This is a genomic window from Microbacterium paraoxydans (assembly GCF_900105335.1).
GTDB lineage: Bacteria > Actinomycetota > Actinomycetes > Actinomycetales > Microbacteriaceae > Microbacterium > Microbacterium paraoxydans.
This window is the reverse complement of record NZ_LT629770.1, coordinates 2,863,567-2,890,016: the sequence shown is the minus strand read 5'-3', so window position 1 is coordinate 2,890,016 and position 26,450 is coordinate 2,863,567. Positions and strand designations below refer to the sequence as shown.

General features: G+C 70.9%; 22 protein-coding genes. 8 read left to right on the top strand and 14 right to left on the bottom strand.

Annotated features, from left to right (window positions below):
- Positions 1-135: 135 nt before the first annotated feature.
- From purH to BLU02_RS14175, 3 genes are all read right to left on the bottom strand, one after another.
- A complete protein-coding gene (gene purH, locus BLU02_RS14185; RefSeq protein WP_060923212.1) occupies positions 136-1,743 on the bottom strand; it encodes a bifunctional phosphoribosylaminoimidazolecarboxamide formyltransferase/IMP cyclohydrolase in 1,608 nt (535 codons plus the stop codon).
- A 33-nt stretch (positions 1,744-1,776) separates the two neighbouring features.
- Positions 1,777-2,364 (bottom strand): phosphoribosylglycinamide formyltransferase, encoded by a 588-nt coding sequence (gene purN / locus BLU02_RS14180; protein ID WP_060923211.1) that lies wholly within the window; start codon positions 2,362-2,364, stop codon positions 1,777-1,779.
- A 61-nt stretch (positions 2,365-2,425) separates the two neighbouring features.
- Positions 2,426-3,712: a cell division protein PerM gene (locus BLU02_RS14175; protein ID WP_083371021.1), complete on the bottom strand. Its 1,287-nt coding sequence runs from the start codon at positions 3,710-3,712 to the stop codon at positions 2,426-2,428.
- 91 nt (positions 3,713-3,803) lie between these two features.
- On the opposite strand from BLU02_RS14175, the gene BLU02_RS14170 reads away from it, so the two are divergent.
- A complete protein-coding gene (locus tag BLU02_RS14170) occupies positions 3,804-5,279 on the top strand; it encodes an NCS2 family permease (RefSeq protein WP_060923024.1) in 1,476 nt (491 codons plus the stop codon).
- Positions 5,280-5,505: 226 nt separating this feature from the next.
- Here the strand turns inward: BLU02_RS14170 and sucD are convergent, their stop codons facing one another.
- On the bottom strand, positions 5,506-6,408 hold the full coding sequence (sucD, locus tag BLU02_RS14165; RefSeq protein ID WP_025103778.1) for a succinate--CoA ligase subunit alpha: 903 nt from the start codon (positions 6,406-6,408) through the stop codon (positions 5,506-5,508).
- A gap of 18 nt (positions 6,409-6,426) precedes the next feature.
- The gene (gene sucC / locus BLU02_RS14160; RefSeq protein ID WP_025103777.1) at positions 6,427-7,593 is read right to left on the bottom strand and encodes an ADP-forming succinate--CoA ligase subunit beta; all 1,167 of its coding nucleotides are present in this window, start codon (positions 7,591-7,593) and stop codon (positions 6,427-6,429) included.
- A gap of 173 nt (positions 7,594-7,766) precedes the next feature.
- Between sucC and BLU02_RS14155 the strand changes: the two genes are divergently transcribed.
- The 3 genes from BLU02_RS14155 (at position 7,767) to BLU02_RS14145 (ending at position 10,145) form a co-directional block, all read left to right on the top strand.
- Positions 7,767-8,051 (top strand): hypothetical protein, encoded by a 285-nt coding sequence (locus BLU02_RS14155; RefSeq protein WP_060923023.1) that lies wholly within the window; start codon positions 7,767-7,769, stop codon positions 8,049-8,051.
- A 125-nt stretch (positions 8,052-8,176) separates the two neighbouring features.
- Positions 8,177-8,842 (top strand): TetR/AcrR family transcriptional regulator, encoded by a 666-nt coding sequence (locus tag BLU02_RS14150; RefSeq protein WP_060923022.1) that lies wholly within the window; start codon positions 8,177-8,179, stop codon positions 8,840-8,842.
- 67 nt (positions 8,843-8,909) lie between these two features.
- Complete coding sequence (locus BLU02_RS14145; protein WP_060923021.1) at positions 8,910-10,145, top strand: acyl-CoA dehydrogenase family protein; 1,236 nt, start codon at positions 8,910-8,912, stop codon at positions 10,143-10,145.
- On the opposite strand, the gene BLU02_RS14140 is transcribed toward BLU02_RS14145, so the two are convergent.
- Complete coding sequence (locus BLU02_RS14140) at positions 10,142-10,693, bottom strand: GNAT family N-acetyltransferase (protein ID WP_060923020.1); 552 nt, start codon at positions 10,691-10,693, stop codon at positions 10,142-10,144. The two genes, BLU02_RS14145 and BLU02_RS14140, sit on opposite strands and share 4 nt — an antisense overlap.
- The gene (locus BLU02_RS14135; protein WP_060923019.1) at positions 10,693-11,175 is read right to left on the bottom strand and encodes a hypothetical protein; all 483 of its coding nucleotides are present in this window, start codon (positions 11,173-11,175) and stop codon (positions 10,693-10,695) included. The genes BLU02_RS14140 and BLU02_RS14135 overlap by 1 nt, the downstream gene beginning before the upstream one ends.
- A gap of 65 nt (positions 11,176-11,240) precedes the next feature.
- Here BLU02_RS14135 and BLU02_RS14130 point away from each other — a divergent pair, with 65 nt between their 5' ends.
- Both BLU02_RS14130 and BLU02_RS14125 read left to right on the top strand, forming a co-directional pair.
- A complete protein-coding gene (locus BLU02_RS14130) occupies positions 11,241-12,692 on the top strand; it encodes a phytoene desaturase family protein (protein ID WP_060923018.1) in 1,452 nt (483 codons plus the stop codon).
- A 43-nt stretch (positions 12,693-12,735) separates the two neighbouring features.
- On the top strand, positions 12,736-13,779 hold the full coding sequence (locus BLU02_RS14125; RefSeq protein WP_060923017.1) for an ATP-dependent DNA ligase: 1,044 nt from the start codon (positions 12,736-12,738) through the stop codon (positions 13,777-13,779).
- A gap of 7 nt (positions 13,780-13,786) precedes the next feature.
- Here the strand turns inward: BLU02_RS14125 and ligD are convergent, their stop codons facing one another.
- From ligD to BLU02_RS14095, 6 genes are all read right to left on the bottom strand, one after another.
- Positions 13,787-14,857, bottom strand: coding sequence for a non-homologous end-joining DNA ligase (ligD, locus tag BLU02_RS14120; protein WP_060923016.1), 1,071 nt, complete (start codon positions 14,855-14,857; stop codon positions 13,787-13,789).
- 63 nt (positions 14,858-14,920) lie between these two features.
- A complete protein-coding gene (locus tag BLU02_RS14115; RefSeq protein ID WP_083371020.1) occupies positions 14,921-16,060 on the bottom strand; it encodes an SseB family protein in 1,140 nt (379 codons plus the stop codon).
- A gap of 44 nt (positions 16,061-16,104) precedes the next feature.
- Entirely contained in the window at positions 16,105-18,558 is a 2,454-nt protein-coding gene (locus tag BLU02_RS14110) for an ATP-dependent helicase (protein WP_060922033.1), read from the bottom strand.
- Positions 18,559-18,642: 84 nt separating this feature from the next.
- Positions 18,643-21,768 (bottom strand): lamin tail domain-containing protein, encoded by a 3,126-nt coding sequence (locus BLU02_RS14105; RefSeq protein ID WP_060922034.1) that lies wholly within the window; start codon positions 21,766-21,768, stop codon positions 18,643-18,645.
- A gap of 133 nt (positions 21,769-21,901) precedes the next feature.
- Positions 21,902-22,918 carry an ABC transporter permease gene (locus tag BLU02_RS14100; RefSeq protein ID WP_060922035.1) on the bottom strand — a complete coding sequence of 339 codons (1,017 nt, stop codon included), beginning with the start codon at positions 22,916-22,918 and terminating at the stop codon, positions 21,902-21,904.
- The gene (locus BLU02_RS14095; RefSeq protein ID WP_025103759.1) at positions 22,915-23,904 is read right to left on the bottom strand and encodes an ABC transporter ATP-binding protein; all 990 of its coding nucleotides are present in this window, start codon (positions 23,902-23,904) and stop codon (positions 22,915-22,917) included. The genes BLU02_RS14100 and BLU02_RS14095 overlap by 4 nt, the downstream gene beginning before the upstream one ends.
- 89 nt (positions 23,905-23,993) lie before the next feature.
- Between BLU02_RS14095 and BLU02_RS14090 the strand changes: the two genes are divergently transcribed.
- Positions 23,994-24,392 carry a YccF domain-containing protein gene (locus BLU02_RS14090; RefSeq protein WP_060922036.1) on the top strand — a complete coding sequence of 133 codons (399 nt, stop codon included), beginning with the start codon at positions 23,994-23,996 and terminating at the stop codon, positions 24,390-24,392.
- Between the two features lie 9 nt (positions 24,393-24,401).
- On the opposite strand, the gene BLU02_RS14085 is transcribed toward BLU02_RS14090, so the two are convergent.
- The gene (locus BLU02_RS14085) at positions 24,402-25,388 is read right to left on the bottom strand and encodes a glycerophosphodiester phosphodiesterase family protein (protein ID WP_060922049.1); all 987 of its coding nucleotides are present in this window, start codon (positions 25,386-25,388) and stop codon (positions 24,402-24,404) included.
- Positions 25,389-25,480: 92 nt separating this feature from the next.
- On the opposite strand from BLU02_RS14085, the gene BLU02_RS14080 reads away from it, so the two are divergent.
- Positions 25,481-26,401: a Bax inhibitor-1/YccA family protein gene (locus tag BLU02_RS14080; protein WP_025103756.1), complete on the top strand. Its 921-nt coding sequence runs from the start codon at positions 25,481-25,483 to the stop codon at positions 26,399-26,401.
- Positions 26,402-26,450: the final 49 nt, after the last annotated feature.

The window sequence follows — 26,450 nt, the reverse complement described above, 5'->3', positions numbered from 1 at the left end:
TCTCTCACCCCCGCGCGGCTACGGCTGGCGGAAATCGGACATCGCGGTTCTCTCCCCGAGACCCCGCCTACGCGCCGAGACCCCGGCGTGCAGACGTGCGCACGCCGGGGTCTCGGCAGAAGACCGGGGTCTCGGTCAGTGGAAGAAGTGACGTTCCCCCGTGAAGAACATCGTGACGCCGGCCTTGCGCGCAGCATCCACGACCTCCTCGTCCCGCACGGAGCCGCCGGGCTGCACGATCGCCGTGACACCCGCGTCGATGAGCACCTGGGCACCGTCCGCGAACGGGAAGAACGCGTCGGACGAAGCGACGGATCCGGCGGCACGATCTCCCGCACGCTCCACCGCGAGGCGGCACGAGTCGACGCGGTTGACCTGGCCCATGCCGACGCCGACCGTCGCGTTGTCCTTCGCCAGCACGATCGCGTTCGACTTCACGGCCCGGCACGCCTTCCACGCGAAGATCAGGTTCTCCATCTCCTCGTCGCTCGGGCGCTCCCCCGACACGAGCTCCCAGTTCTTGGCGACGGAGACGATGTCGTCCGGGAAGCGGTCCGCGTCCTGGAGCAGAAGCCCGCCGGACACGAGGCGCACGTCCATGCGCTCCTGCTGCCAGTCCTCGGGGAGTTGCAGCAGGCGCAGGTTCTTCTTCGCCTTGAACACCTCGAGGGCCGCGGGCTCGAACGACGGCGCGACGATGACCTCGGTGAAGATGTCCTTCAGGTTCTCGGCCATCTTCAGCGTCACGGTGCCGTTCGCGGCGATCACGCCGCCGTACGCCGACACGGGGTCGCACTCGTGGGCGCGGAGGTGCGCGCTGGCGATCGGGTCGAGGGCGTTCGGCGCGGTCGTGGCGATCCCGCACGGGTTCGCGTGCTTGATGATCGCGACCGCCGGCTTGACCATGTCGTAGGCGGCGCGCAGGGCGGCGTCCGCGTCGACGTAGTTGTTGTACGACATCTCCTTGCCCTGCAGCTGCGTGGCCTGAGCGATGCCGTGGCCGCCGGCGCGGGTGTAGATGGCGCCGCGCTGGTGGGAGTTCTCGCCGTAGCGCAGCGTCGCGAGCCGCTCGGCCTGGATCGTCAGGTGCGCCGGGAGGTCGCCCGGGTCGTTGAGCGTGCCCTCGGCGAACCACTGCGCGACGGCCGTGTCGTAGGCCGCGGTGTGCGCGAAGGCCCGCGCCGCGAGCTCCCGCCGCTGGGCGAGAGACGTGCCGCCCTGTGCCACGGCCGCGACGATCGCCGGGTAGGACTGCGGCGACACGACGATCGCGACGTTGGCGTGGTTCTTCGCCGCTGCACGCACCATGGCGGGGCCGCCGATGTCGATCTGCTCCACCACGTCGTCACCCTCGGCACCGGAGGCCACGGTCTCCACGAACGGGTACAGGTTGACGACGACGAGTTCGAACGGCGCGATGTCGAGGTCGGCGAGCTGCCGCTCGTGATCTTCCAGGCGCAGGTCGGCGAGCAGCCCGCCGTGCACCTTCGGATGCAGGGTCTTGACGCGACCGTCGAGCATCTCGGCGACACCCGTGACCGCGGCCACATCCGTCACCTCGAAGCCGGCGTCGCGGATGGTGGACGCCGTCGACCCGGTCGAGACGATCTCTACGCCCGCCTCCGCGAGCGCAGCGGCGAGCACGAGCAGGTCGGTCTTGTCGCTGACCGAGACGAGAGCGCGCCGGATCGGCACGGTGTCGCGATCGCGGTAGAGCGTGGGGTCGTGGCGGGGGCCGGCCATGATGGGCTCCTTCGTGCGGGGGCGTCGGGGGGGTCAGGGGGCGGAGGTCAGGGAGAGGTCGCCGGTAGCGATGCGCCGGACGACGTCGATGAGGAGCCGGCGCTCGACCGGCTTGATGCGCTCGTGCAGCGTGTGCTCGGTGTCGTCGGCCCGGATCGGCACGCGCTCCTGGGCGAGGATGGGGCCGGTGTCGACCCCGTCGTCCACGACGATCACGCTGGCGCCGGTCTCGCGGACGCCCGCGGCGAGGGCGTCGCGGACGCCGTGCGCTCCGGGGAACTCCGGGAGGTACGCGGGGTGGGTGTTGATGATCCGCGGCGCATAGGCGGCGACGAGGGAGGACGGCAGCAGGCGCATGAGGCCGCTGAGCACCACGAGGTCGGGCGACCAGACGGCGAGCTGACGGCCCAGCTCCTCGCCCCACGCCTCGCGGCTCTCGTGTTCGTGCCACGGCACGGTGAAGCTGGGGATGCCGAACTCCTCGGCATGGGCCAGCCCGTCGGCTTCGCGATCCGCCCCGACGACGACGACACGCGCCGGGAAATCGGGGTGACGAGCGGCCTCGAGGAGGGCGCGAAGGTTCGAGCCGGCGCCCGAGATGAGTACGGCGACCGTGAGCACGCGCCCAGTCTACCGGCGTGCCGATGACGCTCCGACCGGCGTCGCCGGAGGTCCGGGGCGGCTAGCGGCGGTCGTCGTCAGCGTGCTCCTCGGAGGCCCGTTCGGACATCTCCGCGATCCAGCGATCGGTGCGCTCCTCCGCGAGCTCGTCGCGGTTGCGGGGGGACAGCAACAGGATCGCCGCCCCGACGAGCACCTCCGCCCCCAGAGACAAGGCGAACGGCAGTATCGCCGGACCGACGACCTCGAGTCGGCCCGGGCCCATCGAACCGTTCGCGAAGGCGGCGGCGAGCGCGGCAACGCCGCCTGAGACCGCGGCGATTCCGACCGCGATCACGACGCGCTGCAGGAGCCCCAGCGGCGTCCCCTCCCATACGAGCCGCGAGCGCACGGCCCACCCGGCGAATGCCCCGGCGGCCACCGGGATCAGGATGACGATGAGCATCCAGAACGAGGAGTTCTCCGGCAACAGACCGAACGCCGGGATGCCGGGCACGACGCCGAGCTGGGTGCCGGCGGGCGACACCGCGGTCCCGGCCCCGACCGCGAACCCGGGGCCGGCCAGCCACGCGGCCGCCCACACCACGAAGGTCGGCAGATATGCGAGCTGCCCGAGGGTCAGCACGGTCGCCCCCAGGGCGTCGACCCGCGCCGCCTGGAACAGCGCGACGACCTCTCCGCCCCGCGTGAGGACCGACAGGGCGACGGCCAGGGCGGCGGCCCCGGTCACGCCCACGAGCGCGAACGCGGCGCCCCGCACGATCGCGGCGGGCACCGGCGCCCAGTCCTCCCGAGAATCCAGGATGTCGTGGATGCGGTCGAGCAGCCCGCCGTCGCCGTCCTCCCATGCCACCCGCACCGCGCCGCACACGGCGCCCACGAGGTACACGACGGGGGGCAGCAGGATGGCGAGAGCCAGCGGGACCCGCGCGGCGCCGAGCGCCGATGTGAGAGCGACGACCGTCGAGATCACGGCGAACACGACGGTCCCCGAGAGCGATCCCCACACCCAGGCCCCGGACCGAGCGGCCCGGCCCCCGGAGCGAGCGGCGAGGAGCAGGGTGAGGAGCACGAACGCCAACGGTGTGACCGAGAGGACGAAGCGCGCTGCCTCCACGGGGATCGCCAGAGTCACGAGCAGGGCGTCCGGGATCACGACCTCCAGCGGCACGCCGTGGCCGAACTGCCACAGCGTTCCGGTGAGCGGCCACAGCGCTCCCCAGTCGGCGGTCACGCCGAAAGCGAGTGTCCAGAGGAGCGTCAGCGGCGCCAGCAGCACGGCCAGACCGACGGCAGCCGTGATGGCGGCGTCGAGGGCGGCGAGGAGCGCGACGAGGAGGCGTTGCATAGCGCCTTCGAGACTACGACGAGTTCCCCTTCGGCCCCCGTGGGCGCGCGCGAGGCGGACGACACGGTAGCGTTTCTCCGGAGGTTTCCCGATGACTACTGCCCCACCCGCCCCGGCGTCCACCGGACCCACCGGTACCCTGGACCGCTTCTTCGAGATCAGCAAGCGCGGATCGACGATCGGCACCGAGATCCGTGGAGGCCTCGTGACGTTCGTCACGATGGCCTACATCGTGATCCTGAACCCGATCATCCTGTCCGGAAAGCCGGACGTCGCCGGCGACATGCTCGACTTCAACGCCGTCGGCGCCGCGACGGCCCTGACCGCCGGCATCATGACGATCCTCTTCGGTGTCGTCACCCGCCTGCCGTTCGGCTTCGCCGCCGGTCTCGGCATCAACGCCTTCGTCGCGTTCTCCGTCGTCGGCCAGGTCACCTGGCCCGAGGCGATGGCGCTCGTGATGATCAACGGCGTCGTGATCGTGCTGCTCGCCGCCACCGGGCTGCGGAAGGCGATCTTCGATGCCGTGCCCTTCCAGCTCAAGATCGCGATCACGGTCGGCATCGGCCTCTTCATCGCCTTCATCGGCTTCGTGAACTCCGGCTTCGTCACCGCGACCGGTGCCTCGTCGCCGCCCGTCGGCCTCGGCGTCAACGGCTCCGTCGCGACCGTGCCGAGCCTGCTGTTCGTGATCACGCTGCTGCTCACCGGCATCCTCGTCGCGCTCCGCATCAAGGGCGGCATGCTCATCGGCCTCATCGGCGGCACCGTGCTCGCGGTCGTCGTCGAGGCGATCTGGCACATCGGCGCCCGCGGCGTCGACGACGAGGGCAACGTCGTCAACCCCGGCGGCTGGGGTCTCACCGTCCCTGCGCTGAACGGCTCCCCCGTCAGCGTCCCCGACCTGAGCCTCATCGGCGCCGTCGACTTCTCGTTCGACCTCGGCAAGGTCAGCCTCGTCGCGCTCGTGATGATCGTCTTCACGCTCCTCTTCACGAACTTCTTCGACGCCATGGGCACCATGACGGGCCTGGCGAAGGAGGCGAACCTCGCCGATGACAACGGCGACTTCCCGCGCATCAAGTCGGCGCTGGTGGTCGAGGGCGTCGGAGCGATCGCCGGTGGTGCGACCTCGTCGTCCTCCAGCACCGTCTTCATCGAGTCCGGCGCCGGCATCGGGGAGGGTGCCAGGACGGGTCTCGCGAACGTCGTGACGGGCATCGTCTTCCTCATCGCGATGTTCCTCACGCCGCTGACCTCGATCGTCCCGACCGAGATCGCCGCCGCGGCACTGATCATCGTCGGTGCCATGATGATGGCGCAGATCCGGCACATCGACTTCGGCGACTTCCGGGTGCTGCTGCCGGTGTTCCTCACGGTCTCGGTCATGCCGCTGACGTACTCGATCGCCAACGGCATCGGGGCGGGCTTCGTGAGCTGGGTGCTCATCCACGCCTTCTCCGGCAAGGCCAAGACCATCAGCCCGCTGCTGTGGGTGGTCGGCGCCGGCTTCCTCATCTTCTTCGCCCGCGGTCCCATCGAGGCTCTCTTCGGCGTCGGGATCTAGCCCCGCTTCGAATCGCGCAAATGGCCCCATTCCGACACGGAATGGGGCCATTTGCGCGATTCGAAAGAAGTGGGACCCCGGCAGGTCGGCTCAATCGGCCCGTTCAAGTCGCGCGATTGGTCCCATTCCGTCGTGGAATGGGGCCATTTGCGCGATTCGAAAGTGTGGGGGCATGACGAAGGCCCCGGGGTGGAGCCCGGGGCCTTCAGGTCAAGCGTAGCTCAGATCAGAGCGACTCGATGATCTCGCGCATGAGAGCGGCGGTCTCGGACGGCGTCTTGCCGACCTTGACGCCGGCGGCCTCGAGGGCCTCCTTCTTCGCCTGCGCGGTACCGGCGGAACCGGAGACGATCGCACCGGCGTGCCCCATGGTCTTGCCCTCGGGAGCCGTGAAGCCCGCGACGTAGCCGACGACGGGCTTGGTGACGTTCGCCTTGATGTACTCGGCCGCACGCTCCTCGGCGTCGCCGCCGATCTCGCCGATCATGACGATGGCCTTGGTCTCGGGGTCGGCCTCGAACGCGGCGAGCGCGTCGATGTGCGTGGTGCCGATGACCGGGTCGCCGCCGATCCCGATGGCGGTCGAGAAGCCCAGGTCGCGCAGCTCGAACATCATCTGGTAGGTCAGGGTGCCGGACTTCGACACGAGGCCGATCGGGCCCTTGCCGGTGATGTTCGCGGGCGTGATGCCGACGAGCGCCTCACCCGGCGTGATGATGCCGGGGCAGTTCGGCCCGATGATGCGGGTCTTGTTGCCCTTGCTCTGCGCGTACGCCCAGGCCTCGGCCGAGTCACCGACCGGCACGCCCTCGGTGATGACGACGAGCAGCGGGATCTCGGCATCGATGGCCTCGATCATCGCGTCCTTCGTGAAGGCGCCGGGGACGAAGGCGATCGACACGTCGGCGCCGGTCTCCTTCATGGCCTCGGCGACCGAGCCGAAGACGGGGAGCTCGACGGCGTTGCCGTCCTTGTCCGTGTGCGAGACCGTGGTGCCGGCCTTGCGGGCGTTGACGCCGCCGACGACCTGGGTGCCGGCCTTGAGCATCAGCGCGGTGTGCTTGGTGCCCTCGCCGCCGGTGATGCCCTGGACGATGACCTTGGAGTCCTTGTTGAGGTAGATCGACATTCTTCTCGTCCTTCAGTCTCAGGCGTTGGCGAGCTCGGCGGCCTTGTCGGCGCCCTCGTCCATGGTTGCGGCCAGGGTGACAAGCGGGTGCGCGTAGTCGGCGAGGATCGCGCGACCCTCGTCGACGCGGTTGCCGTCGAGGCGGACGACGAGCGGCTTGGAAGCCGTGTCACCCAGTGTCTCCAGGGCGCCCTTGATGCCGTTGGCGACGGCGTCGCACGCCGTGATGCCACCGAACACGTTGACGAACACGCTCTTGACCTGCGGGTCGCCGAGGATGACGTCGAGGCCGGCGGCCATGACCTCGGCCGAGGCGCCGCCGCCGATGTCGAGGAAGTTGGCGGGCTTGACGCCGTTGTGGTTCTCACCGGCGTAGGCGACGACGTCGAGCGTCGACATGACCAGGCCCGCGCCGTTGCCGATGATGCCGACCTCGCCGTCGAGCTTGACGTAGTTGAGGCCGGACGCCTTGGCCTTGGCCTCGAGTGGGTCGGCGGCGTCCTTGTCCTCGAGCGCCTCGTGCTCGGGGTGGCGGATCTCGGAGGCGTTGTCGTCGAGCGTGACCTTGCCGTCGAGCGCGATGATGTCGCCGTCTTCGGTGCGGACGAGCGGGTTGACCTCGACGAGCGTCGCGTCCTCACCCTTGTACACGTCGTAGAGCTTCACGAACACGTCGGAGACCTTCTCGACGAGGTCCTCCGGGAAGTTCGCGGCGCGGGCGATCTCGACCGCCTTCTCCTTGTCGATGCCGGTCAGCGGGTTGACCTCGACGCGGGCGAGCGCCTCGGGCTTCTCGACGGCGAGCTGCTCGATCTCCATGCCGCCCTCGACGGAGCAGAGGGAGAGGTAGGAGCGGTTGGCGCGGTCGAGCAGCACCGAGAAGTAGAACTCCTCGGCGATGCGCGCACCCTGCGCGACCATGACGCGCTTGACGACGTGGCCCTTGATGTCGAGGCCGAGGATGGCCTTCGCTGCCTCGTACGCCTCGTCGGGCGTCTTGGCGACCTTGACGCCGCCCGCCTTGCCGCGGCCTCCGGTCTTGACCTGGGCCTTGACGACCACGACACCGCCGATCTTCTCGGCAGCCGCCTTCACCTCCTCGGGGGTGTCCGCGACGATGCCGGCGAGGACCGGCACTCCGTACTTCTCGAAAACGTCTCGTGCCTGGTACTCGTACAGATCCACTGTGCTTCCTTCACTGGGCTGCGGTCTGGTCTGGTGATTCTCTCGATGTCGAGACATCGACCAGTCCCCCAGCCTACTACCGCAGGCTGAGCGCTCCGACGCCCGCGGACGTGGGCGACGCCCCGACTCCTCCGGTACGATCCTCAGTCTCGGAGCAGGACGGAGGAGACCACGTGAGCGACCTCACCGCCACCCAGGCGCAGCGCATCATCCGCGAGGAGAAGCTCACCGCGACCGCCAACTGGTTCGGCCCTACAGGCCGGCCTCAGTCGTCCGCCTGGATCGAGCGGGAAGGCGAGGAGTGGATCGTCTGGGAGGCCGATGAGCGCGGTGAGCGCTTCCATGCGCCGCTCCGCTTCCGCTCGGAAGCCGAGGCCCTGGACCTCTTCATACGGATCGCTCGGCGGTATCGGGCATCGGACTCGCGCGCGAGTCGGCGACCCTCGGACGCCTCGTGACCACAACCAGGATCAGCATGGACGGTCGCGCGCCCTCACGGAAACGCGGGTCCTGGAACTGCCGTAGCGGTGCGCTCCCGCGGGGACGCTCGGGCGCGAGCCCCACGGCGGTCTAGGATTTCGCCATGCACGAATCCGCAGAGCTGCGCACCGGGGGCGTCGTCGCCGCCGCGCTCGAACTCTTCAGCGCCCAGGGGTTCGACCAGACGTCCGTGGAGCAGATCGCCAAGGCCGCCGGCGTCTCCCGGTCGACCTTCTTCCGGCAGTTCGGCGGCAAGGAGGACGTGGTCTTCGCCGATCACGAGGTCCTGCTGGAGCAGCTCCGGGAGTTCCTCGACGAGGGGCACGACGATCCGTGGGGTGCGGTCTGCGCGGCATCGGAGTCCGTGTTCACGCACTTCGCGAACGACCCTCAGCTCGCGCGACGGCGCTATCAGATCGTGCGGGAGGTGCCGGTGCTCCGCGAACGCGAGATCATCACCGTGTTCCGCTACGAGCGGCTGTTCGACGAGTACCTGCGCAGCGCCCTGCCGGGAGTGGATCCTCTGGACGCGGTGGGCTTCGCGGCCCTCGTGACGGCGGTGCACAACCACGTGCTGCGGCAGCTCCTGCGCGGACGGAAGAAGGTGCCGCTGTCCACCCTCCAGTCCGCGCTTGCGGACGCGCGTCGGCGGTACGGCGTGGGCGAGGCCGCCGACGCGGGCGCTCCGGACGACGTGGTCGTGGCGGTCTTTCCCCGGTCGATGCCGATCGCCGAGGTGACCAGGAGGCTCCGCTCCGAGCTCGACTGAGCCGACCGGGGCGGTCGTGGTACCGAGTATCGAGGAGTACGATACCTGGTGTCACGAAGGAGCACCCATGAGCATTGAAGTCTCCCCCTTCCCCGGCGAGCGCGTCTCGTCCTACGACGTCACCGGACGTCAGGACAGCGACTACTACGCGGTCTTCGCCGACATCCCCGCCGCCGACCGGGAGGCCTGGGACCGCGCGAAGGCGTACGTCGACGAGGTCGCCCCGCAGGTGGCCGAGGCGTGGGACCGCGCCGAGTACCCGCTCGACGCCGCACGCCGCATGGGCGAGATGGACCTCGTCGTCGACGGCGTCGACCACCCCGCTCTGACCCGGCTCTCCCCGCTCGCCGCGGGCCTGGTCAACATGGAGATCTCGCGCGGGGACGGCTCCCTCGGCACGATCCTCGCCGTGCAGGGGGGCCTCGCGCTGCGGACGCTCGCCCTCTTCGGTTCCCCCGCCCAGCAGGACCGCTGGCTCACGGCACTCGCCGACGGCTCCGTGCTCGGGTCCTTCGCCTTGACCGAGCCCGACCACGGCTCCGACTCCGTCTCGCTGGAGACCGTGGCCCGCCGCGACGGGGACTCCTGGGTGCTCCGCGGCGCCAAGAAGTGGATCGGCAACGGCGCCTCGGGCGGGATCACGTTCGTCTGGGCGCGGGTCGAGGACGAGTCCGCCGCCGAGCACGGGGCGGTGCGGTGCTTCCTCGTCGAGCAGGACACCCCCGGATACACCGGCACCGTGATCCGCGGGAAGGCCTCCCTCCGCGCGATCCATCAGGCCCACATCCGCCTGGACGACCTGCGGGTACCGCTGGACGCGGTGCTGCCGGGGACGAAGAGCTTCAAGGACGCCTCGACCGTTCTCTACGCCACCCGGTCCGGGGTCGCGTGGTCGGCGCTGGGCCACGCGACGGCCTGCTACGAGGCGGCGCTGGCCTACGCGAAGCAGCGCGTGCAGTTCGGCAAGCCGCTCGCGAAGTTCCAGATGGTGCAGGAGCGGCTCACGCACATGCTCGAGGATCTGACGGCGATGCAGCTGTACTGCCGCCGGATGGCCGATCTGGAGCAGGCGGGGTCGCTGCGGCCGACGCAAGCCTCGCTCGCGAAGTTCCACAACACCCGGGCGGCCCGACGGATCGCCGCGACGGCGCGGGATCTCCTCGGCGGCAACGGCATCCTCCTCGAGAACGGCGTCATGCAGCACCTGGCCGACATCGAGGCCATCCACACCTACGAGGGCACCGAATCCGTGCAGGCGCTGCTGCTCGGCCGCGACATCACCGGGATGAGCGCTTTCGCCTAGCCCTTCGAATCGCTCACTTTGCTGGATTCGGCGGCCGGATGCAGCAAAGTGCGCGACTCGAAGCAGAGGAGGCGGTCGCGGTCGTCCCAGGGGTCGACGGGACGGAAGCCGCGGGACGTGTAGAGCCGGATCGCGGCGTCGCGCCAGTCCCAGACCGACAGCCGCACCGCCCCCTCGGCCGCCGCCAGGACGGCGTCGAGCAGCGCGGAGCCGACGCCGCGGCCGCGGACCGCCGGATCCGCCCACAGTCGCTTGATCTCGGTGTACCCGGCATGCGGAAGAGCGATCACCACGCCGACCGGAGCCTCGTCGAGCTCCGCCACGAGCACCCGTCCTCCGGCGTACGCGGTCGCCGGATCACGGACCTCCGGCCGGTACCGCTCGGGGAGTTCGCCGTCGGGTTCCGCCGGATCGCCCAGGACGTCGTGCTTCTCCTGCTCGGTCTGCCGGAGGTATGTCGACACCGCGGCACCGACGAAGGCCGCGTCACCCGGCCACTCCGCCTCGCGGACGGTGACGCCACCGCGCGACGCGGAGGCGGCGGGCATCAGTCGCAGCCGCAGCCGCCGGCGGGCGTCTTCACCATGAAGCACACGTCGCACACACCGTAGTCGCGCTCGACGGGCTTCGGAGCCGCGGGCGTGCGGGGAGCGGCGGGGGTGCGCGGCGTCGAGGAGCGCTTGACCTTGACCGGGGCCTGGGGGGCGAACTCGCTCGGGTGCGTGACGTAGAAGTAGGGCGCGCGTCCCTCGCTGGGCTGCAGGCGGAGGCGGGTGGACCCGACGGTCACGACCTCGTCCTCGGTGAAGCCGTTGGTGTACGTGCGGCCGATGTGCAGCGCCGCCCCCTCGCGGCGGATCGCCTCGATGTAGCGACCGCGATCGATCAGCGATGTCACCCCCGCGGAATCGACGATCTCGGTGATGAACGCGTGGTTCACCGGATCGATGCGGTGCGCGCGGAGCGCCTCGGAAAGCGAGCGGTACGGACGGGAGGTGCCGGCGGGGGTCGGGCCCTGGACTTCATTCATCCCTTCCAGGATCGCACGGCGCAACCCCCTCCGCCGACCGGGGGTTCGCGTGCGAGACTGACCGCATGGCACTCGCGACGATCATCGGATCCGGACCGAACGGCCTCGCCGCCGCCGTCTCCCTGGCCCGCGCCGGCTACCGGGTGCGCGTGCTCGAGGCCGCGGACACGGTCGGAGGCGGCCTGCGCACCCAGGAGGCCACCCTCCCGGGCTTCCGTCATGACGTCTGCTCGGCCGTCCACCCTGCGGCGGTGGCCTCGCCGTTCTTCCAGGCGTTCGGACTCGACGAGCGGATCGAGTGGATCCGCCCCGAGATCTCGTTCGCCCATCCGCTGGACGGGGGCCGTGCCGCCATCGCCTGGCGCGACATCGAGCGCACCGCGGCCGAGCTCGGCATCGACGGGGACGCGTGGCGGCGCCGGCTCCGCCCCCTCAGCACCCACATCGACGGCGTCACGGACTTCACCGGGAACCAGCTCCTCCGCCTCCCGCACGACCCGATCACCGCCGTGCGCTACGCCATCCGCATGCTCGATCAGGGCACTCCCCTGGCGCGCGCCGCCTTCCGCACCGACGAGGCGGCCGCGCTCATGGCGGGAGTCGTCGCGCACGCGAACTCTCCGCAGCCCACGCTCGCGGGGGCCGCGGCCGGGCTGCTGCTGGCCGGGCTCGCCCACGCCGGCGGCTGGCCGTACCCCCGCGGCGGCTCGCAGGTGATCGCCGACGCCCTCATCGCCGACCTCGAAGCCCACGGGGGCTCGATCGAGACCGGGGTCCGCATCGCCGATCTCGGAGCGCTGGACTGGGGCGACCCGGACAGCGGCGACGTGCTCCTGCTCAACACCTCCCCCCGTCTCGCCCTCACCCACCCGGACATCCCGGCGTCGTATGCCCGTGCGCTCCGTGGGTATCGTTACGGCGCCGCGGCGGCCAAGGTCGACTTCGCGCTCGACGGCCCGATCCCGTGGACGAACGAGCACGTGCGGAGCGCGCCCACCGTGCACGTGGCCGGGACGCGGGACGAGGTGTGGAACAGCGAGAACGCGGTCGCCGTCGGTCGCGTGTCCGAGCGCCCCTACGTCCTGGCCGTCCAGCCGTCGCTCTTCGACCCGACCAGGGCACCCGACGGCAAGGCCGTGCTCTGGGCGTACATCCACGTGCCGAACGGCTCCGACCTCGACCCGACCGAGCTCATCACCGCGCAGGTCGAGCGATTCGCGCCGGGGTTCCGCGACCGGATCCTCGCCCACCACGCGGTGCCGGCGTCCTCCCGCGAGGCGATCAACCCGGCCGAGATCGGCGGCGACATCTCCGGCGGCGTCTTCGATATGCGTCAGGCCCTGCGCCGCCCCGTCCTCTCCCCCGCGCCGTGGCGCACGCCGATGCCGGGCGTCTACCTCGCATCGGCCTCCACTCCGCCCGGGCCCGCGGTCAACGGCATGGCCGGGTGGCACGCGGCACACACCGTGCTCCGCGACGCCGGCACGCCTGCGGAACTCGACGACCTGTTCGGCTGACCCGGCTCTTTCCCCCGCTCGCCGTCCGGTCCAGGATGGGTGCATGCGCTACGAGATCCCGGCCCCCATGCTCGCCAAGGCCGTCGCGACAGTGCCCGACCCCGACAAGACACCGGGCGGGCTCCTCTACGAGCCGAAGTGGGACGGATTCCGCGGGCTCATCGCCTGGGACGGCGAGACGGTCGAGATCGGGTCTCGCGGCGCGAAGCCCCTCACGCGCTACTTCCCTGAGCTCGTCGACGCGATCCCGCAGCTGCTGCCGGTGCCCTGCCTCCTCGACGGCGAGATCGTCGTGGCCACGGGTCCGCACGGCGCGCAGCGTCTGGACTGGGAGGCCCTCAGCCAGCGCATCCACCCGGCCGCCTCCCGGGTCGCGAAGCTCGCCGTCGAGACCCCGGCCCTGTTCATCGCGTTCGACCTGCTCGCGTCCGGCGAGGACGACCTGCGCGACCAGTCGTTCGAGACGCGGCGGGCCCGGTTGGAGACGCTCATGGAGTCCGTGGAGCACCCGCTGCACCTGACGAGGACCACTCGCGATCGGGATGCCGCCGTCCGCTGGCTCCAGGAGTTCGAGGGCGCGGGGCTGGACGGCGTCGTGGCCAAGCCGCTGGCCCAGCCGTATGCACCGGGGAAGCGCACCCTCTTCAAGATCAAGCATGCGCGGACCGCCGACGTCGTCGCCCTCGGTTACCGCATCCACAAGTCCGGCACCGGGGTCGGCTCGCTGCTCGTCGGGCTCTACGACGCCGAGGGGACTCTGCGCCAGGTCGGCGGCGTCGCGGCGTGGAGCGACGCGAAGCGGAAGCAGCTCGTGGAGGAGCTCGCTCCGCTGGTCGAGCGCGACGAGGACGGCGCCGCCGTGACGGGTGAGGGTGAGCGGTCGCGGTTCAGCGGGTCGAAGGACGTGTCGTTCGTGCGGCTGCGTCCCGAGCGGGTGCTGGAGGTGCGGTACGACCAGCTCGAGGGCGCCCGCTTCCGTCACACCGTGCAGTTCGAGCGGTGGCGGCCGGACCGCGACGCCCGCTCCTGCACGTACGACCAGCTCGACACCGTCGAGGGCTACGACCTCGCCGACGTCCTGAGCTGAGCCCGGCTCAGTCGTCGACGGGGTTGCCGTCGGCGTCCCAGTTCGCGGCGTTCTTCTTGCTCGGCTGCACGCGCGGCGGCTCGCCCGGCATCTTCGGGAACTCCGGCGGGAAGGGCAGCTCCCCGAGGCCGTTCGCCGTGTCGCGCTCCCACCACTCCAGGAGCGTGTCGATGCGCCCGGGCCTCGCCTGCATGTCGGCCCACGGGTCGCCGACGTCCGCCAGCCGCTGCGGGATGCTGCGCACGGTGAAGGCGCGCGGGTCGAGATCGTCGAGCTCCTCCCAGTGCACGGGCGTCGCGACGGTCGCACCGGGGAGGGCACGCGGACTGTACGCGCCGGCCATCGTGCGGTCGCGGTTGGCCTGATTGAAGTCGACGAAGAGGCGCTCGCCGCGCTCCTCCTTCCACCAGTTCGTCGTGACCCGGTCCGGCATCCGGCGCTCGAGCTCGCGGCCGGCGGCGATCACGGCATGCCGCACGTCGAGGAACTCGTGGGTGGGCTCGATCGGGGCGAAGACGTGCAGTCCCCGGTTGCCGCTCGTCTTCGCGAACGCCTCCAGGCCGGCCTCCCGCAACACCTCCCGCAGAGCGTGGGCGGCGGGGACCGCCTCGGCGAAGCCGGTGCCCGGCTGCGGGTCGAGGTCGATCCGCAGCTCGACGGGGTTGTCGGAATCGGTCGCCAACGACGCCCAGGGATGGAAGACGATGGTGTTCATCTGCACCGCCCACACGATCGCGCTGGTGCGGTTCAGGACGATCTGAGGATGACGGCGGCCGCTGTTGTACGTGACCGTGACGGCGTCGACGAAGTCCGGAGTGCCCTTGGGCGGGTTCTTCGAGAAGAAGCCCTCCGGCCGCGGTCCTCCGGCGGTCCCCACGCCGTCCCGGAAGCGCTCCAGCGACACCGGCCGGTTGCCGTTCGCCGCGAGGAACGGCACCGACACGAGCTGCACGTACTCGGCGAGCTCGGCTTTGGTGATGCCGAGGTCAGGCCAGACGACCCGGTTCGGACTGGAGAGCGCGACCTCACGCTCTCCGTCGGTGTCGGCGACGGTCAGGGTCACGCGTTCAGAGGCCATGCTCCGACCCTAGGGGGCGGTCACGACCCGCGGAACCCCCGGCAGATCCCGGTGCGCGCGCCGTCAGTCCTCGATCCGCACCGCGCGCACGAGCACCGGCGCGAGGGCGTCGCGCTCCACCACCATGGAGGGCCCTGCGGAGTCGATGATGACGCCGGCCATCTCGGAGTGGCTCGACAGCACCTTCGCGAGCTGGTCCGGCTCGAACGGCAGCGGGCGGTCGCCCCGGCCGAGCGCGATGACCTCCAGCGGGTGCGAGAAGAGCTGGAGGAAGCGGCGGCCGTCGGCGGTCTGCGCCTCGGCGATGCCGACCTGCCCGGTGCCGGATCCGTCGTTCACGGCCACCCACATGCGCGTCGTGGCGAGAGCCTCGCCCACCTTGGCGGGCGAATCCTGCTCCCGCGGCGCCGCGAGCAGGGACTTCACGGTCATGTCGACGTCGGCCTGCTCGAGCGTCTTCTGCAGGAGCTCGGTGGGGAACACCACACGGTGCGGCGCGGACGCGTTGTCGATGATGAGACCCGCGAAGTCGCCGGAGACGACCTGCTGCATGACCGAGGTCGTCGGCTGGGCGACAGCGGAGGTCGCGGACGGATCGGCTTCCAGCTGCACGGAATCCCGGACGGCGGCCGCCGAGCTGAACGCCAGCATGAACTGGCGCTCCCCGTCGCGGACCACGGCGACGGCCAGCGGCTTGCCCTCGCTGATCTGCGCGCGGGCATCGCCGTTCACGCGGATGTAGAGGTGCCCCTGGAGAGCCTGGCGGAGCACCCCGAGGAGCTGCTCGTTCGAGGCCCCTGCCTCGATCTGCGCCAGGGACTCGCGCAGGAGGACGTTGTCCTTCATGCCGGCCACGGTCTCGGTCTGCTCGGGCGGGAGCGCGGGAGCGAGCGGGAGCTTCCGCTCGGCCGCCGGTGCCGCGGGCTCCGCGGTGGGGCTCGGCGGCGTCGGCGCGGCAGCGGGCGCTGCGGCTGCCGCCGCGGCCTCCGGATCGGGAAGCGCGACCTCGGGCCCGGCTTCGGCGCCGACACCGCGGAACGCCTGTACCGAGATGCCGACGGTGGGCGATGCCTCGGCCGTCGACGCCTCCGACTCCTCGGTCGCCGTGCTCGCGTCCTCCTCGCTCTCGGTGGCCGGAGCGGCGGTGGGGGCGGGAGCGACGGCGTCGTCGCCGGACTTCTTGCGGCGGGAGAAGAGGGCCATGGGAGCCAGCCTAACCGTGTCTCCCCGCCCTCTCCGCCGCGACGTCAGAGCTTCTGGATCGGGGCGACCTTGATGAGCAGCTTCTTCTGCCCTGCCGTGTCGAACCGGACATGGGCGATGCGCTTGGCGCCTTCGCCGGTGACGGCGTCGACCCGCCCCTCGCCGAAGTCGTCGTGGCGGATGCGGTCTCCGGCGGCGAGTTCGAGGTCGCCGTTGTCGCGCATCTTGGCGGTGACGCGGTTGGGGATCTTGTCCATCGCCGTCGAGAGCGGCTTGAGGGAGTCGCGGGGCAGGGCCTTCACGCCGAAGCGGTCGCCGGACCCGCCGGAGCGACGGGCGTTCAACGCACGCGACTGCATGCCCCCGCGGGAGTTCACGTCGCCCGGGGACTGCCGCCAGTCGATGAGGGAGGCCGGGATCTCCTGCAGGAACCGGCTGGGCATGGCGACCGTCACCTCGCCGAACTGCGCGCGGGTCATCGCCAGGGACAGGTGCAGGCGCTTGCGGGCGCGGGTGATGCCCACGTAGAACAGGCGCCGCTCCTCCTGCGGGCCCCCGGGCTCTCCCGCCGAGATGCGGTGCGGGATGAGGTCCTCCTCGACGCCGGTGACGAAGACGGCGTCGTACTCGAGTCCCTTGGCGGTGTGCATCGTCATGAGTGAGACCGACCCGGACTCGTCGTCGAGGTCGTCCGCATCGGAGACCAGCGCGACCTCGGTGAGGAAGTCGGTGATGGTGCCCTCGGGGTTGTTGCGCGCGAAGTCGCGGGTCACGGCCACGAACTCGTCGAGGTTCTCCACGCGGGCCTCGTCCTGCGGGTCGCGGCTGGCACGCAGCGCGTCGAGATAGCCGCTCTTGGAGAGCAGCAGGCTGAGCCCGTCCGCCACGGAGGTGGGCGGCGGCACCTCCCCCGTCGGCGGGAGCATGATCGCCGTCGCCTCGGCGAGCACGGCGTCGAGCTGGGCGATGGCGGCCTGGATCTTCGGGCCGACGCCGAGCTGACCGGGCAGCGACAGGGCATCGCGGAAGGAGATCCCGTGCTCCTCAGCGAAACGGGCGATGGCGGTCTCGGTGACGTCGCCGATGCCGCGCCGCGGCTTGTTGAGGATACGGCGCACCGCCATCTCGTCGGCGGGGTTCGCGACCGCCACGAGGTAGGCCAAGGCGTCCTTGATCTCGGCGCGCTCGTAGAACTTCGTGCCGCCCATGATCTTGTACGGCACGGCCGAGCGGATGAAGATCTCCTCGAGCGCGCGGGACTGCGAGTTCGTGCGGTAGAAGACGGCCATCTCCGAGTACGGCATGCCCTTGCGGTGCAGGGCCTCGATCTCGTCGGCGACGAACTGGGCCTCGTCGTGCTGCGAATAGCCGGTGAAGCCGATGATCCTGTCGCCCTCGCCGCGGTCGCTCCAGAGCTTCTTGTCCTTGCGGTCGAAGTTGTTGCCGATGACGGCGTTCGCCGCGGAGAGGATGTTCTGCGTCGAGCGGTAGTTCTGCTCCAGGAGCACGACCTTCGCGCCCGGGAAATCGCGCTCGAACTCGCTGATGTTGCGGATGTCCGCGCCGCGGAAGGCGTAGATCGACTGATCCGAGTCGCCGACCACCGTCAGCGACGCTCCGGCCTCACCGGCTCCCGGCGCGGGCTCGGGGTCGGGCTCGAAGATCATCATGCCGTTGGCGGCATACGGCTCCGGTGTCGAGCCGACGCCGGACACCGGACGGGTGAGCTCGTGGATGAGCGCGTACTGCGCGTGGTTGGTGTCCTGGTACTCGTCGACGAGGATGTGCCGGAAGCGGCGGCGGTAGGTGTCGGCGACCTGCGGGAACGCCCGGAACAGGTAGACCGTCTGCCCGATGAGGTCGTCGAAGTCGAAGGCGTTGGCCTTCTGGAGCTGCCGCTGGTAGTCGGCGAAGACCTCGACGAAGACGCGCTCGGCCGGGTCGCTCATGTTGGCCTGTCGCGCGTAGGACTCGGCATCGGAGAGCTCGTTCTTGAGCTTGGAGATGCGCCCCTGGACCGCCGCCGGGGTGAGCCCGTAGGCGTCGGCCTCGTGCTCCTTGACCAGCCGCTTGAGGAGGGCGCGGGAGTCTCCGGAGTCGTAGATGGTGAAGTTCTTGGTGAACCCGAACTGCTGCGCCTCGCGGCGGAGGATGCGCACGCACGCGGAGTGGAACGTGGAGATCCACATGCCGCGCGCGGCGTCCCCGATGAGCCCTTCGACGCGCTCGCGCATCTCGCCGGCGGCCTTGTTGGTGAAGGTGATGGCGAGGATCTGGCTCGGCCACGCCTCGCGGCTGCGCAGGAGCGAGGCGATGCGACGCGTGAGCACGCTCGTCTTGCCCGAGCCGGCGCCGGCGACGATGAGCAGGGCGGGGCCGCGATACGTGACGGCCTCGAGCTGCTGGGGGTTGAGGCCGGCGAGGAGGTCGTCCTGCGCGGGGGCGCCGGAGGACTGCGGGCCGACGGAACCGGGGACGATGAGAGGGGCTTCGGTCATGACCTCTCGAGTCTAGGCGGCGGCACCGACATCGCGGTCCGCGTCGGGGAGGGATGCAGGCGACCGCCCGCACCCCTCCCCCGGTCAGGCGGTGCGCTTCCGACGGCGCAGCGCGAGGACCCCGGTCGTGAGGAGCATCAACGCGAGCGCGGTGGCGGCCACCGGCAGGTCCGCTCCCGTCGCGGCCAGCCCCTCGCCCGCGGCGGTGACGCGCAGGTCGGCCCAGCCGAGGAGCGTCCCATCCGCCGCGTAGACCGCGATGCGGTGCGCGCCCAGTGGCGCGTCCACCGGAACGGTGACCGTGAGGGCACCCGTCGCCGAAAGCGTCCCGGCAGCCAGGCGGACCGGGACGGAGTACATCCAGACCTCCGCCCGCGCTCCCGCGGCATCCGCGCCGACCGTGACGGTGACCCGCTGCCCCGGTGCGGCCACCGCCGGATCGACGGTGACGCCGTGGCGGTTGCCGTCCACGAGCTCCGTGCCGGGAAGCGGCGGGTTCTCCGCACCAGGGTTCTCCCCACCAGGGTTCTCGCCGCCGGGGTTCTCCCCACCGGGGTTCTCGGCGCCTGTGCCGCCCGGCAGCGTGCTGGTGCGCAGCGCCTCCGAGGCGAAGCCATCGGCGAACCACCACACCGGACGCTGTCCGTCGACCGCGAGCGACGCGGGAGCCGTCGCGAAGCCCTCGTTGTTGATGTCGGGCATGCCGGCGGGCCGCGCGTAGTGAGCGATCCCGGGCCGGGCGGTCCCGTTCAAGGTGAGCTCGGCGGAGCGGCCCTGGCAGCCGTCGTCGCACACCGCCCACAGGGTGCCGCGGACGGCATCCCAGTCGAGCGCCATGACACCGGTGAGCCCGGGGGAGATCTCGGAGACGAGCGTGGCCGTGCCGTCCGCGGCGAGCGCGAAGGCGTAGACGTGCCCGTCGTCCTCCACCGCGACGAAGAAGAGGCCGTCGCCGTGTCCCGGATGCACGGCCGGGTCGTAGGCGGTCCCGGTGGTGTCGTCGAAGAGCTTTCCGTTCAGCGCACTGTCCGGCACCCACTGCACGGCCTCGATGCCGAGGTTCGCGCCGACCGCCGGGAGCATCGCCGTGAGATCCCATTCCCGCTGCGCCACGAGATCGCCGGCCGCCGCGTCCGGATCGACCTGCAGCAGCACGTTCTGGTTCACGCCCTTGGCGCTGTTGTCGCGCTCGGACGCCACGTAGACCAGGCCCCTCCCGTCGACTGTAATGCCTTCGGTGTCCGGCCCTGCGGCGCCCGGGTTCCCGGCGTCCTTGGCGAAGCGCACACGCTTGCCCTCGTCCCAGCCCGCGGCCTTCTCCACCGAGCCGTCCGCGTGGGCCTCGAGCTTCCAGATGCGCCCCTCCCCGTTGTCCACGGCCCAGAGGAATGCCCCGTCCGCGGTCTCCTGCACGTCGAGGCCGGAGCTGTCCTCGAGGAACGTCGGCACGTCGTCGAGCACCCGCACTTCGGCCGACCCCGGCCAGGTGCCGACGGCGACCTCGCCCGCGCACACGTTCGGCGCGCCCTTCGTCGGCTTCGCGGTCGCCGCGAAGGCTCCCGTGGTGTCAGGGCAGCGGCCCCAGGAGGTCGCCGCGTGGCCCTCGCCCCAGGCGGTCTCGTCGATGAGCAGCTCACCGTCGAAGAGGCGGACGGCGTCGCCCGCGCCCAGCCCGAAGCCGAGGGCCGAACGCTCGATGACGAAGAAGCCTCCGGCCGGGATCGTCGTGCCGACGGGAACGGTGTAGGCGTGGTCGTCGTCGTCGTCCTTCACGACGACGCCACCGATCTCGAGCGAGGCGCCGGTCGGGTTGACGAGCTCGATCCAGTCGTCCGGCGCGCCGCCGTCCGACTCGACCTCGTTGATCCGCACCGGGTTCCCGCAGGCGTTGCGCTGGCCCTTCGTCGCTGCGGGCGCGTCGACGAACGCGCCCGTCCCGTCGGCGCAGCGTGCCCAGACGCCGTCGGCGTGCGCGGAGTAGACGTGCTCGTCGATCATGAGTCCGTTCGCGTCCCGCAGCGTCACGGTGTCGCCGTTGCCCAGTCCGAAGACGAAGTCGGCGGGCTGATCGAAGACCCGGTATCCGCCCGGAGGCAGCAGCGTCCCCGCCGGCAGCGGCGTCGTCTCCGAGGCGTGTCCGACCGGATCGCCGTCCATGACGGTCCAGCCGGACAGGTCGACCGTGGTGCTGCCGGTGTTCACGACCTCGACCCAGTCGGTCGCGTCCCCGTTGGACTCGATCTCGTTGATCGCGACATCAGGGAGGACGCAGGAGTTCGCCGCTCCCGGGGTCGCGTACGCGAGCACGAAAGCGCCGGTACCGTCCGGGCAGCGCGCGAGCGTGGCGGCGGCGAAGTCCCCGTCGATGGCGGCGTGTCCCTCCCAGGGCTGCGTATCGTCGACGAGCGTGCCCGCGGTGTCGAAGAGGCGGATGCGGTCGGCGCTGCCGATGCCGATCGGGTCGCGGAACGCCGCCTCCACGCCGTCGACGAGCCCGATCGTGCCCTCATCGACGACGAGGAACGCTTGTGGTTCGATCGTGGTGCCCGGCAGGAAGCGCCACCGGTGGTCATCGGAGTTGTCGCGGATCTCGTACCCGGAGACATCGAGCGCCTCCGTCCCCGGGTTGTGGAACTCGACCCAGTCGGCCGGCTGCGAGTCGACCTCGTTGATGCGGATCGACCCCGCGACCGGCGCGACCTGACAGTCGTTGGGCGCGCCCGGTGTCGCCGCCGTGGCATGCGCCCAGTCGCCCGTCCCGTCGGGGCAGCGCGCCCAGACCGCCAGCGGCGCGGTGTTCGCGTAGGCGTAGGAATCGACCTCGACCCCCTCCGGGTCGTGGAGGACGACCTCATCCCCCTTGCCCAGCCCGAAGGCGAAGTCCACGTCCTTCACCAGGACGAGGAACGCGCCCGGCGCGAGCACCGTCCCGGCCGGTGCCGTGCCGAAGCTGTCGCGCTTCTCGTCCGAGACCCGCCAGCCCGTCAGGTCGACGCTCGCCGAGCCCGCGTTGTAGATCTCGATCTGGTCGGCGAGCCCGGTCGCCGCATCGTCGTAGACGATCTCGTTGAGGACGAGCCCTGCGTCGGCGGTCGGCGCGGGCTCGCCGGGAGGGATGGCACCGGAGGCGGCGACGGGGGCGGCGATCAGGGCGGCGGCGCTCAGCGCGCACGCCGCCGTGACGGCCGCCACGGAGTGCAGTCGGGGCATGGGGGCTCCTGGAAGATGGCTCGACTGAGCGCAGACGGGTACCCGTCCAGACCACCGCTGCCGCATGGCCGTCCGTCGACCCGTCGGTGGACGGCCGGTGAACGGTCGGTGGCGTCTTCCTCGGCCCCGCCGCTCAGGCGATCCGCGTGCCGGGCGGCAGCCGCCGCGCGGGCGTCCGGGTGCGAGCCCATGCTCCCGCGAACAGCGCTCCGGCGAGCACGACCTGCACGCCGAGCCCGACGAACCAGCTCGGCACGGTCTCGTCGATCACCTGTTCGGCCGTCTGCGAACCGCTCTCCGGATCGCAGTCGTCCCAGCGCTGCTCCAGCGGCGAGAGCTGCGCGCTGCGGACACCCCACTTGATCTGCCCGTACAGATCGACCGGGTAGCCGTCCGTGCTGAACTCGGTGGGGGTCGCGTCGGCGAGCACGACGAACGGGTTGGCGGCGAGCGCCCACCACACGAGGTCGAACCGCGGCGCCTCGTACGTGTAGCGCTCCCAGCTCTCGCAGTCCACGTTGCCGTTGCTGTCGTAGGGGCGGCTGTAGCTCGTCGCCTCGCTGCGCACGGCCAGACCGCCGAGCGCGAAGACGATGATCGTGCCGATGACGAGCGCGGACACCACGAGGTAGGTGGACGCGACGGAGAAGAGCGGGCGGGCGATGAGTCCGCTCAGGCCGACGCCGATCGCGGCGACGATGATGATCTCGACGGCGAGGACGAGCAGCGCCACGAACAGCACGATCGGAGCGGTCCCGCCCGCCAGCAGCGACGCCGCGAGGAAGGGAACCGCCACCAGGAGGAACGCGCCGCCCGTCGCGATCGCCGCGAGCAGCTTGCCCAGCATGATGTCGCCGGTCGACGCCGCGGTGACCTGGATCGGCGCGAGCGTGGCCGCCTCCCGGTCGCCGTTGATGGCGTTGCCGCTGAGGGTGGGAGAGACGAGCACGACGAGCAGCAGGACCACGTTGACGACGATGGACGACACGCCCGCCCCGACATCCTCTCCCCAGGAGTACACGGCGAACGACAGACCGGTGACGCCGAGGAGCACGAGCGCGAAGACGCCGAGGAGCACGTACCAGCCGACGCTCCGCAGCCGCTGGGTCAGTTCGAGGCGCGCGATGACGCCGATGTTCGCGAGGCTCATGCTCCCGCCTCCGTTCCGTGGGGTGCCGCAGGCGGCGGGGGCGGCGGGGTCGTCGCCGCGGGCGGCTGCGGGTGCCGGAGCGCGAGGAACGTGTGCTCCAGATCGCTCTGCGCGGGTGCGAACTCCGCGACGGGCAGTCCCGCCTCCACGAGGAGACGCAGCGACCGGGCGGCGGCATCCTCCCCGGGGAAGCCGACGAGGACGGCGCCGCGGTCCACAGCGAGGGACTCGGGCGCCAGTCCGAGGGTCGATGCGACCTGCCACGTGTCCGCGTTCAGGCGCTCCGCGGTCGCACCCGCGAGCCGCACCCGCCAGGCGCGGACCGTACTCTGCGCCGGGGCGGCATCCACGACGGCCCCGCCGACGAGGAAGACGGCGTCGTCGACGACCTCTTCCAGCTCGGACAGCACGTGGCTGGAGATGAGGACCGTGCGTCCTTCGGCCGCGAAGCGGCGCAGCAGCACCCGCAACTGCACGCGGGCCTCGGGGTCGAGACCCGACGCGGGCTCGTCGAGGAGCAGCACCTGCGGGTCGTGGACGAGAGCGCGGGCGAGGCCGAGCTTCTGCTTCTGCCCGCGGGAGAGCACCTTCGCGGCGGAATCCGCGAGCTCTCCCAGGCCGACGAGACCGAGGAGGTGCTGCGCCCGCCGCTCCGCGTCCGCGCGGTCGATCCCGTAGAGGCGGGCCGTGGTCACGATCGTCTCGCGGGCCGTGAGCGAGGGCCAGGCGCCGAGGGCGTCCGGCATCCACCCCAGCACGCGACGGGCGGCGAGCGGGTCGGCTTCGGGGTCGATACCGCCGATGCGGATCGAGCCGCTGTCGGGGGCGAGCAGCGAGGCGAGCATGAGGAGCAGCGTCGTCTTGCCCGCGCCGTTCGGGCCCACCAGGCCCGTCACCCTTCCCGCCTCTGCGCGCAGCGTGGCCCCTCGCACGGCCTGCACGTCCCCGAACGCCCTGCTGACGTCGTCCACCACTATTCCGGTCATGCGGTCAGTCTGGCATCGCCGGGCGCGAGCGCGGGGGACCTCCGGGCTGATGCCCAGCCGCGCCGCGCCGCGGGTGACACAATCGCTGTATGCGCACGATCCTCAACATCATCTGGGTCATCCTCGCGGGCTGGGCGCTCTTCCTCGGCTACGTGCTGGCCGGCCTGCTGCTGTGCATCCCGATCATCACGATCCCGTGGGCCATCGCGTCGTTCCGTATCGCCGCCTACGCCATCTGGCCGTTCGGGCGCGAGGTCGTCAGCAAGCCGACGGCCGGCGTCGGGTCGTTCCTCGGGAACGTGCTCTGGGTCATCCTCGCGGGGTGGTGGCTCGCGCTCGGCCACATCGTGTCGGGACTCGCGCTGTGCATCACCATCATCGGCATCCCGATGGGCATCGCCGACTTCAAGATGGTCCCGGTGTCGCTCATGCCGCTCGGCAAGGAGATCGTCTCCACCCGTCAGGGCGCGTTCGACCGCACGCTCTGACCCGACGGGTCAGCTGCGGAAGAACGCCACGCCGAGATCGGGGTGGTCGACGAAGACGCCGTCCACGCCCTGCCGGGCGATCACGCCCCACTCGGCCTCGTAGTGCCCGAACGCGCTCTTGCCTCCCGGACCGCGGTAGGGCGCCGCGAGGAAGGCGTTCTCCGGGCGGCAGGTCCACGTGAAGACGGTCAAGCCGCGGGCGTGCGCATCGGCGACCAGCGCCGTGCCCGGCACCAGGAGCATCTTCTTGTCGACGCTGATCCCGTCGACCCGACCGACCAGGCGGTCCAGACTCCCGGGGGTCACGGTCTCCGGGTAGCTCAGGGCCTTCGACCCCTCGGCGACGAGGAGGTCGTACGGCTGTCCCGCCGCCTCGATGAGGTAGACGAAGCTCGCGTCGACCCCCACGGCGCGGAGCTGTCCGAGCACGGTCGATTCGAAGCTCTCCACGATCAGCGGCAGCTCCCCCGCCGCCCACCCCGCATCCCGCAGCTCCTGCGCGATGAGGGGCGCGAGGTCGAGCCCGATGCTCGCGAAATGCGTGGCGTGCTTCACCTCGAGCACGACGCCGATCGGCCGGCCCTGCTCCTGCGCGGCCGCCCGTACGAGGTCCAGGACGTCGCGCAGGCGCAGGATGGGTTCCATGCCGTCGAAGGAGGCGCTGGATGCCCGGAGCTTCGGCAGCCGTTCCCGGCAGCGCAGCGTGGACAGCTCCGCCCAGGTGAAGTCCTCCGTGAACCAGCCGGTCAGTGCGGCGCCGTCCACGCGCCGCGTCGTGCGGCGGTCGGCGAACTCGGGGTGATCGGCGACGTCCGTGGTGCCGGAGATCTCGTTCTCGTGCCGCACGACCAGGACGCCGTCCTGGGTGGCGACCACATCCGGCTCGACGGCGTCGACCCCCATCGCGAGGGCGAGCTCGTAGGACGAGCGGGTGTGCTCCGGTCGGTGGCCCGGGGCACCGCGGTGCCCGATGACGAGCGGGGATTTGCTGGGCACGCTCACAGCGTAAGGCACCCCGGGAGTGTCGCCTCACGGGTATCGTGGAGGAAAGCGACCTACGACCCCCCTTTTGGAGTGAGGCCCACCTGATGAGCAACTTCGCTTTCAACAATCCTGCTTTCCAGCAGCAGGACCCGCGCAACGTCGCGACCTACCCGGGTGCGCCCCAGGGCGCTCAAGGCGCGCAGGCCGCGTCGCTCCAGCACGGCGCGATGGATGCCGCCGCCAACGCGCAGCTCGAGGGCATGTACGCCGCTCCCGCCGCGGGAGCCCTCGAGACCGACCGGATGTCCGTCGAGGACACCGTGTGGAAGACCGCCGGCCTCTTCGGCATCCTCCTCGTCACCGCCGTCGTCGGCTGGGTGCTGACGCTCGGCGGCCTCGACGTGCCGCGCTACGACCCGTACAACCCCGCCGCCGTCAACGTGCTGCCCTGGGCTCTCGGGGCGCTCGGCGGCTTCGTGCTGGCGATGGTCATCACCTTCACCTCGCGCAAGAAGGTCCGCCCCGCGCTGATCTTCGCCTACGCGGCCTTCGAGGGGCTCTTCATCGGCGGCATCTCGGCGTTCTTCGAGGTCCGCTGGCCCGGCATCGTCTTCCAGGCGACGCTCGCGACCGTCTCGGTCGTCGGCGTGACCCTCGCCCTCTTCGCCAGTGGCAAGATCCGCGCGTCCAAGAAGGCCACGAAGATCTTCATGATCGCGATGATCGGCTACCTGGTCTTCTCGCTCCTGAACCTCGTCCTCATGTGGACCGGCGTCAACACCAACGCCTTCGGACTCTTCAGCCAGGAGATCATGGGCATCCCGCTCGGCCTCATCATCGGCGTCCTCGTCGTGATCATGGCGGCGTACTCCCTGGTGCTCGACTTCGACCAGATCCAGCAGGGCGTCCGCAACGGCGCTCCGCGCAAGTACGGCTGGCTCGGCGGCTTCGGCATCATGGTCACCGTCGTCTGGCTCTACGTCGAGATCCTCCGGATCATCGCGATCGCCCGCGGCAACAACTGACGCGATCCGTCGCAACAAGAGGCCCGTCTCCCTGGGGAGGCGGGCCTCT

What these genes read in the sequence shown, in the direction of transcription:
- purH (WP_060923212.1), bottom strand. Translation starts at nt 1,743, where the DNA reads ATGGCCGGCCCCCGCCACGACCCCACGCTCTACCGCGATCGCGACACC.
- BLU02_RS14175 (WP_083371021.1), bottom strand. Translation starts at nt 3,712, where the DNA reads ATGCAACGCCTCCTCGTCGCGCTCCTCGCCGCCCTCGACGCCGCCATC.
- BLU02_RS14170 (WP_060923024.1), top strand. Translation starts at nt 3,804, where the DNA reads ATGACTACTGCCCCACCCGCCCCGGCGTCCACCGGACCCACCGGTACC.
- sucD (WP_025103778.1), bottom strand. Translation starts at nt 6,408, where the DNA reads ATGTCGATCTACCTCAACAAGGACTCCAAGGTCATCGTCCAGGGCATC.
- BLU02_RS14150 (WP_060923022.1), top strand. Translation starts at nt 8,177, where the DNA reads ATGCACGAATCCGCAGAGCTGCGCACCGGGGGCGTCGTCGCCGCCGCG.
- BLU02_RS14145 (WP_060923021.1), top strand. Translation starts at nt 8,910, where the DNA reads ATGAGCATTGAAGTCTCCCCCTTCCCCGGCGAGCGCGTCTCGTCCTAC.
- BLU02_RS14140 (WP_060923020.1), bottom strand. Translation starts at nt 10,693, where the DNA reads ATGCCCGCCGCCTCCGCGTCGCGCGGTGGCGTCACCGTCCGCGAGGCG.
- BLU02_RS14135 (WP_060923019.1), bottom strand. Translation starts at nt 11,175, where the DNA reads ATGAATGAAGTCCAGGGCCCGACCCCCGCCGGCACCTCCCGTCCGTAC.
- BLU02_RS14130 (WP_060923018.1), top strand. Translation starts at nt 11,241, where the DNA reads ATGGCACTCGCGACGATCATCGGATCCGGACCGAACGGCCTCGCCGCC.
- BLU02_RS14125 (WP_060923017.1), top strand. Translation starts at nt 12,736, where the DNA reads ATGCGCTACGAGATCCCGGCCCCCATGCTCGCCAAGGCCGTCGCGACA.
- ligD (WP_060923016.1), bottom strand. Translation starts at nt 14,857, where the DNA reads ATGGCCTCTGAACGCGTGACCCTGACCGTCGCCGACACCGACGGAGAG.
- BLU02_RS14115 (WP_083371020.1), bottom strand. Translation starts at nt 16,060, where the DNA reads ATGGCCCTCTTCTCCCGCCGCAAGAAGTCCGGCGACGACGCCGTCGCT.
- BLU02_RS14110 (WP_060922033.1), bottom strand. Translation starts at nt 18,558, where the DNA reads ATGACCGAAGCCCCTCTCATCGTCCCCGGTTCCGTCGGCCCGCAGTCC.
- BLU02_RS14105 (WP_060922034.1), bottom strand. Translation starts at nt 21,768, where the DNA reads ATGCCCCGACTGCACTCCGTGGCGGCCGTCACGGCGGCGTGCGCGCTG.
- BLU02_RS14100 (WP_060922035.1), bottom strand. Translation starts at nt 22,918, where the DNA reads ATGAGCCTCGCGAACATCGGCGTCATCGCGCGCCTCGAACTGACCCAG.
- BLU02_RS14095 (WP_025103759.1), bottom strand. Translation starts at nt 23,904, where the DNA reads ATGACCGGAATAGTGGTGGACGACGTCAGCAGGGCGTTCGGGGACGTG.
- BLU02_RS14090 (WP_060922036.1), top strand. Translation starts at nt 23,994, where the DNA reads ATGCGCACGATCCTCAACATCATCTGGGTCATCCTCGCGGGCTGGGCG.
- BLU02_RS14080 (WP_025103756.1), top strand. Translation starts at nt 25,481, where the DNA reads ATGAGCAACTTCGCTTTCAACAATCCTGCTTTCCAGCAGCAGGACCCG.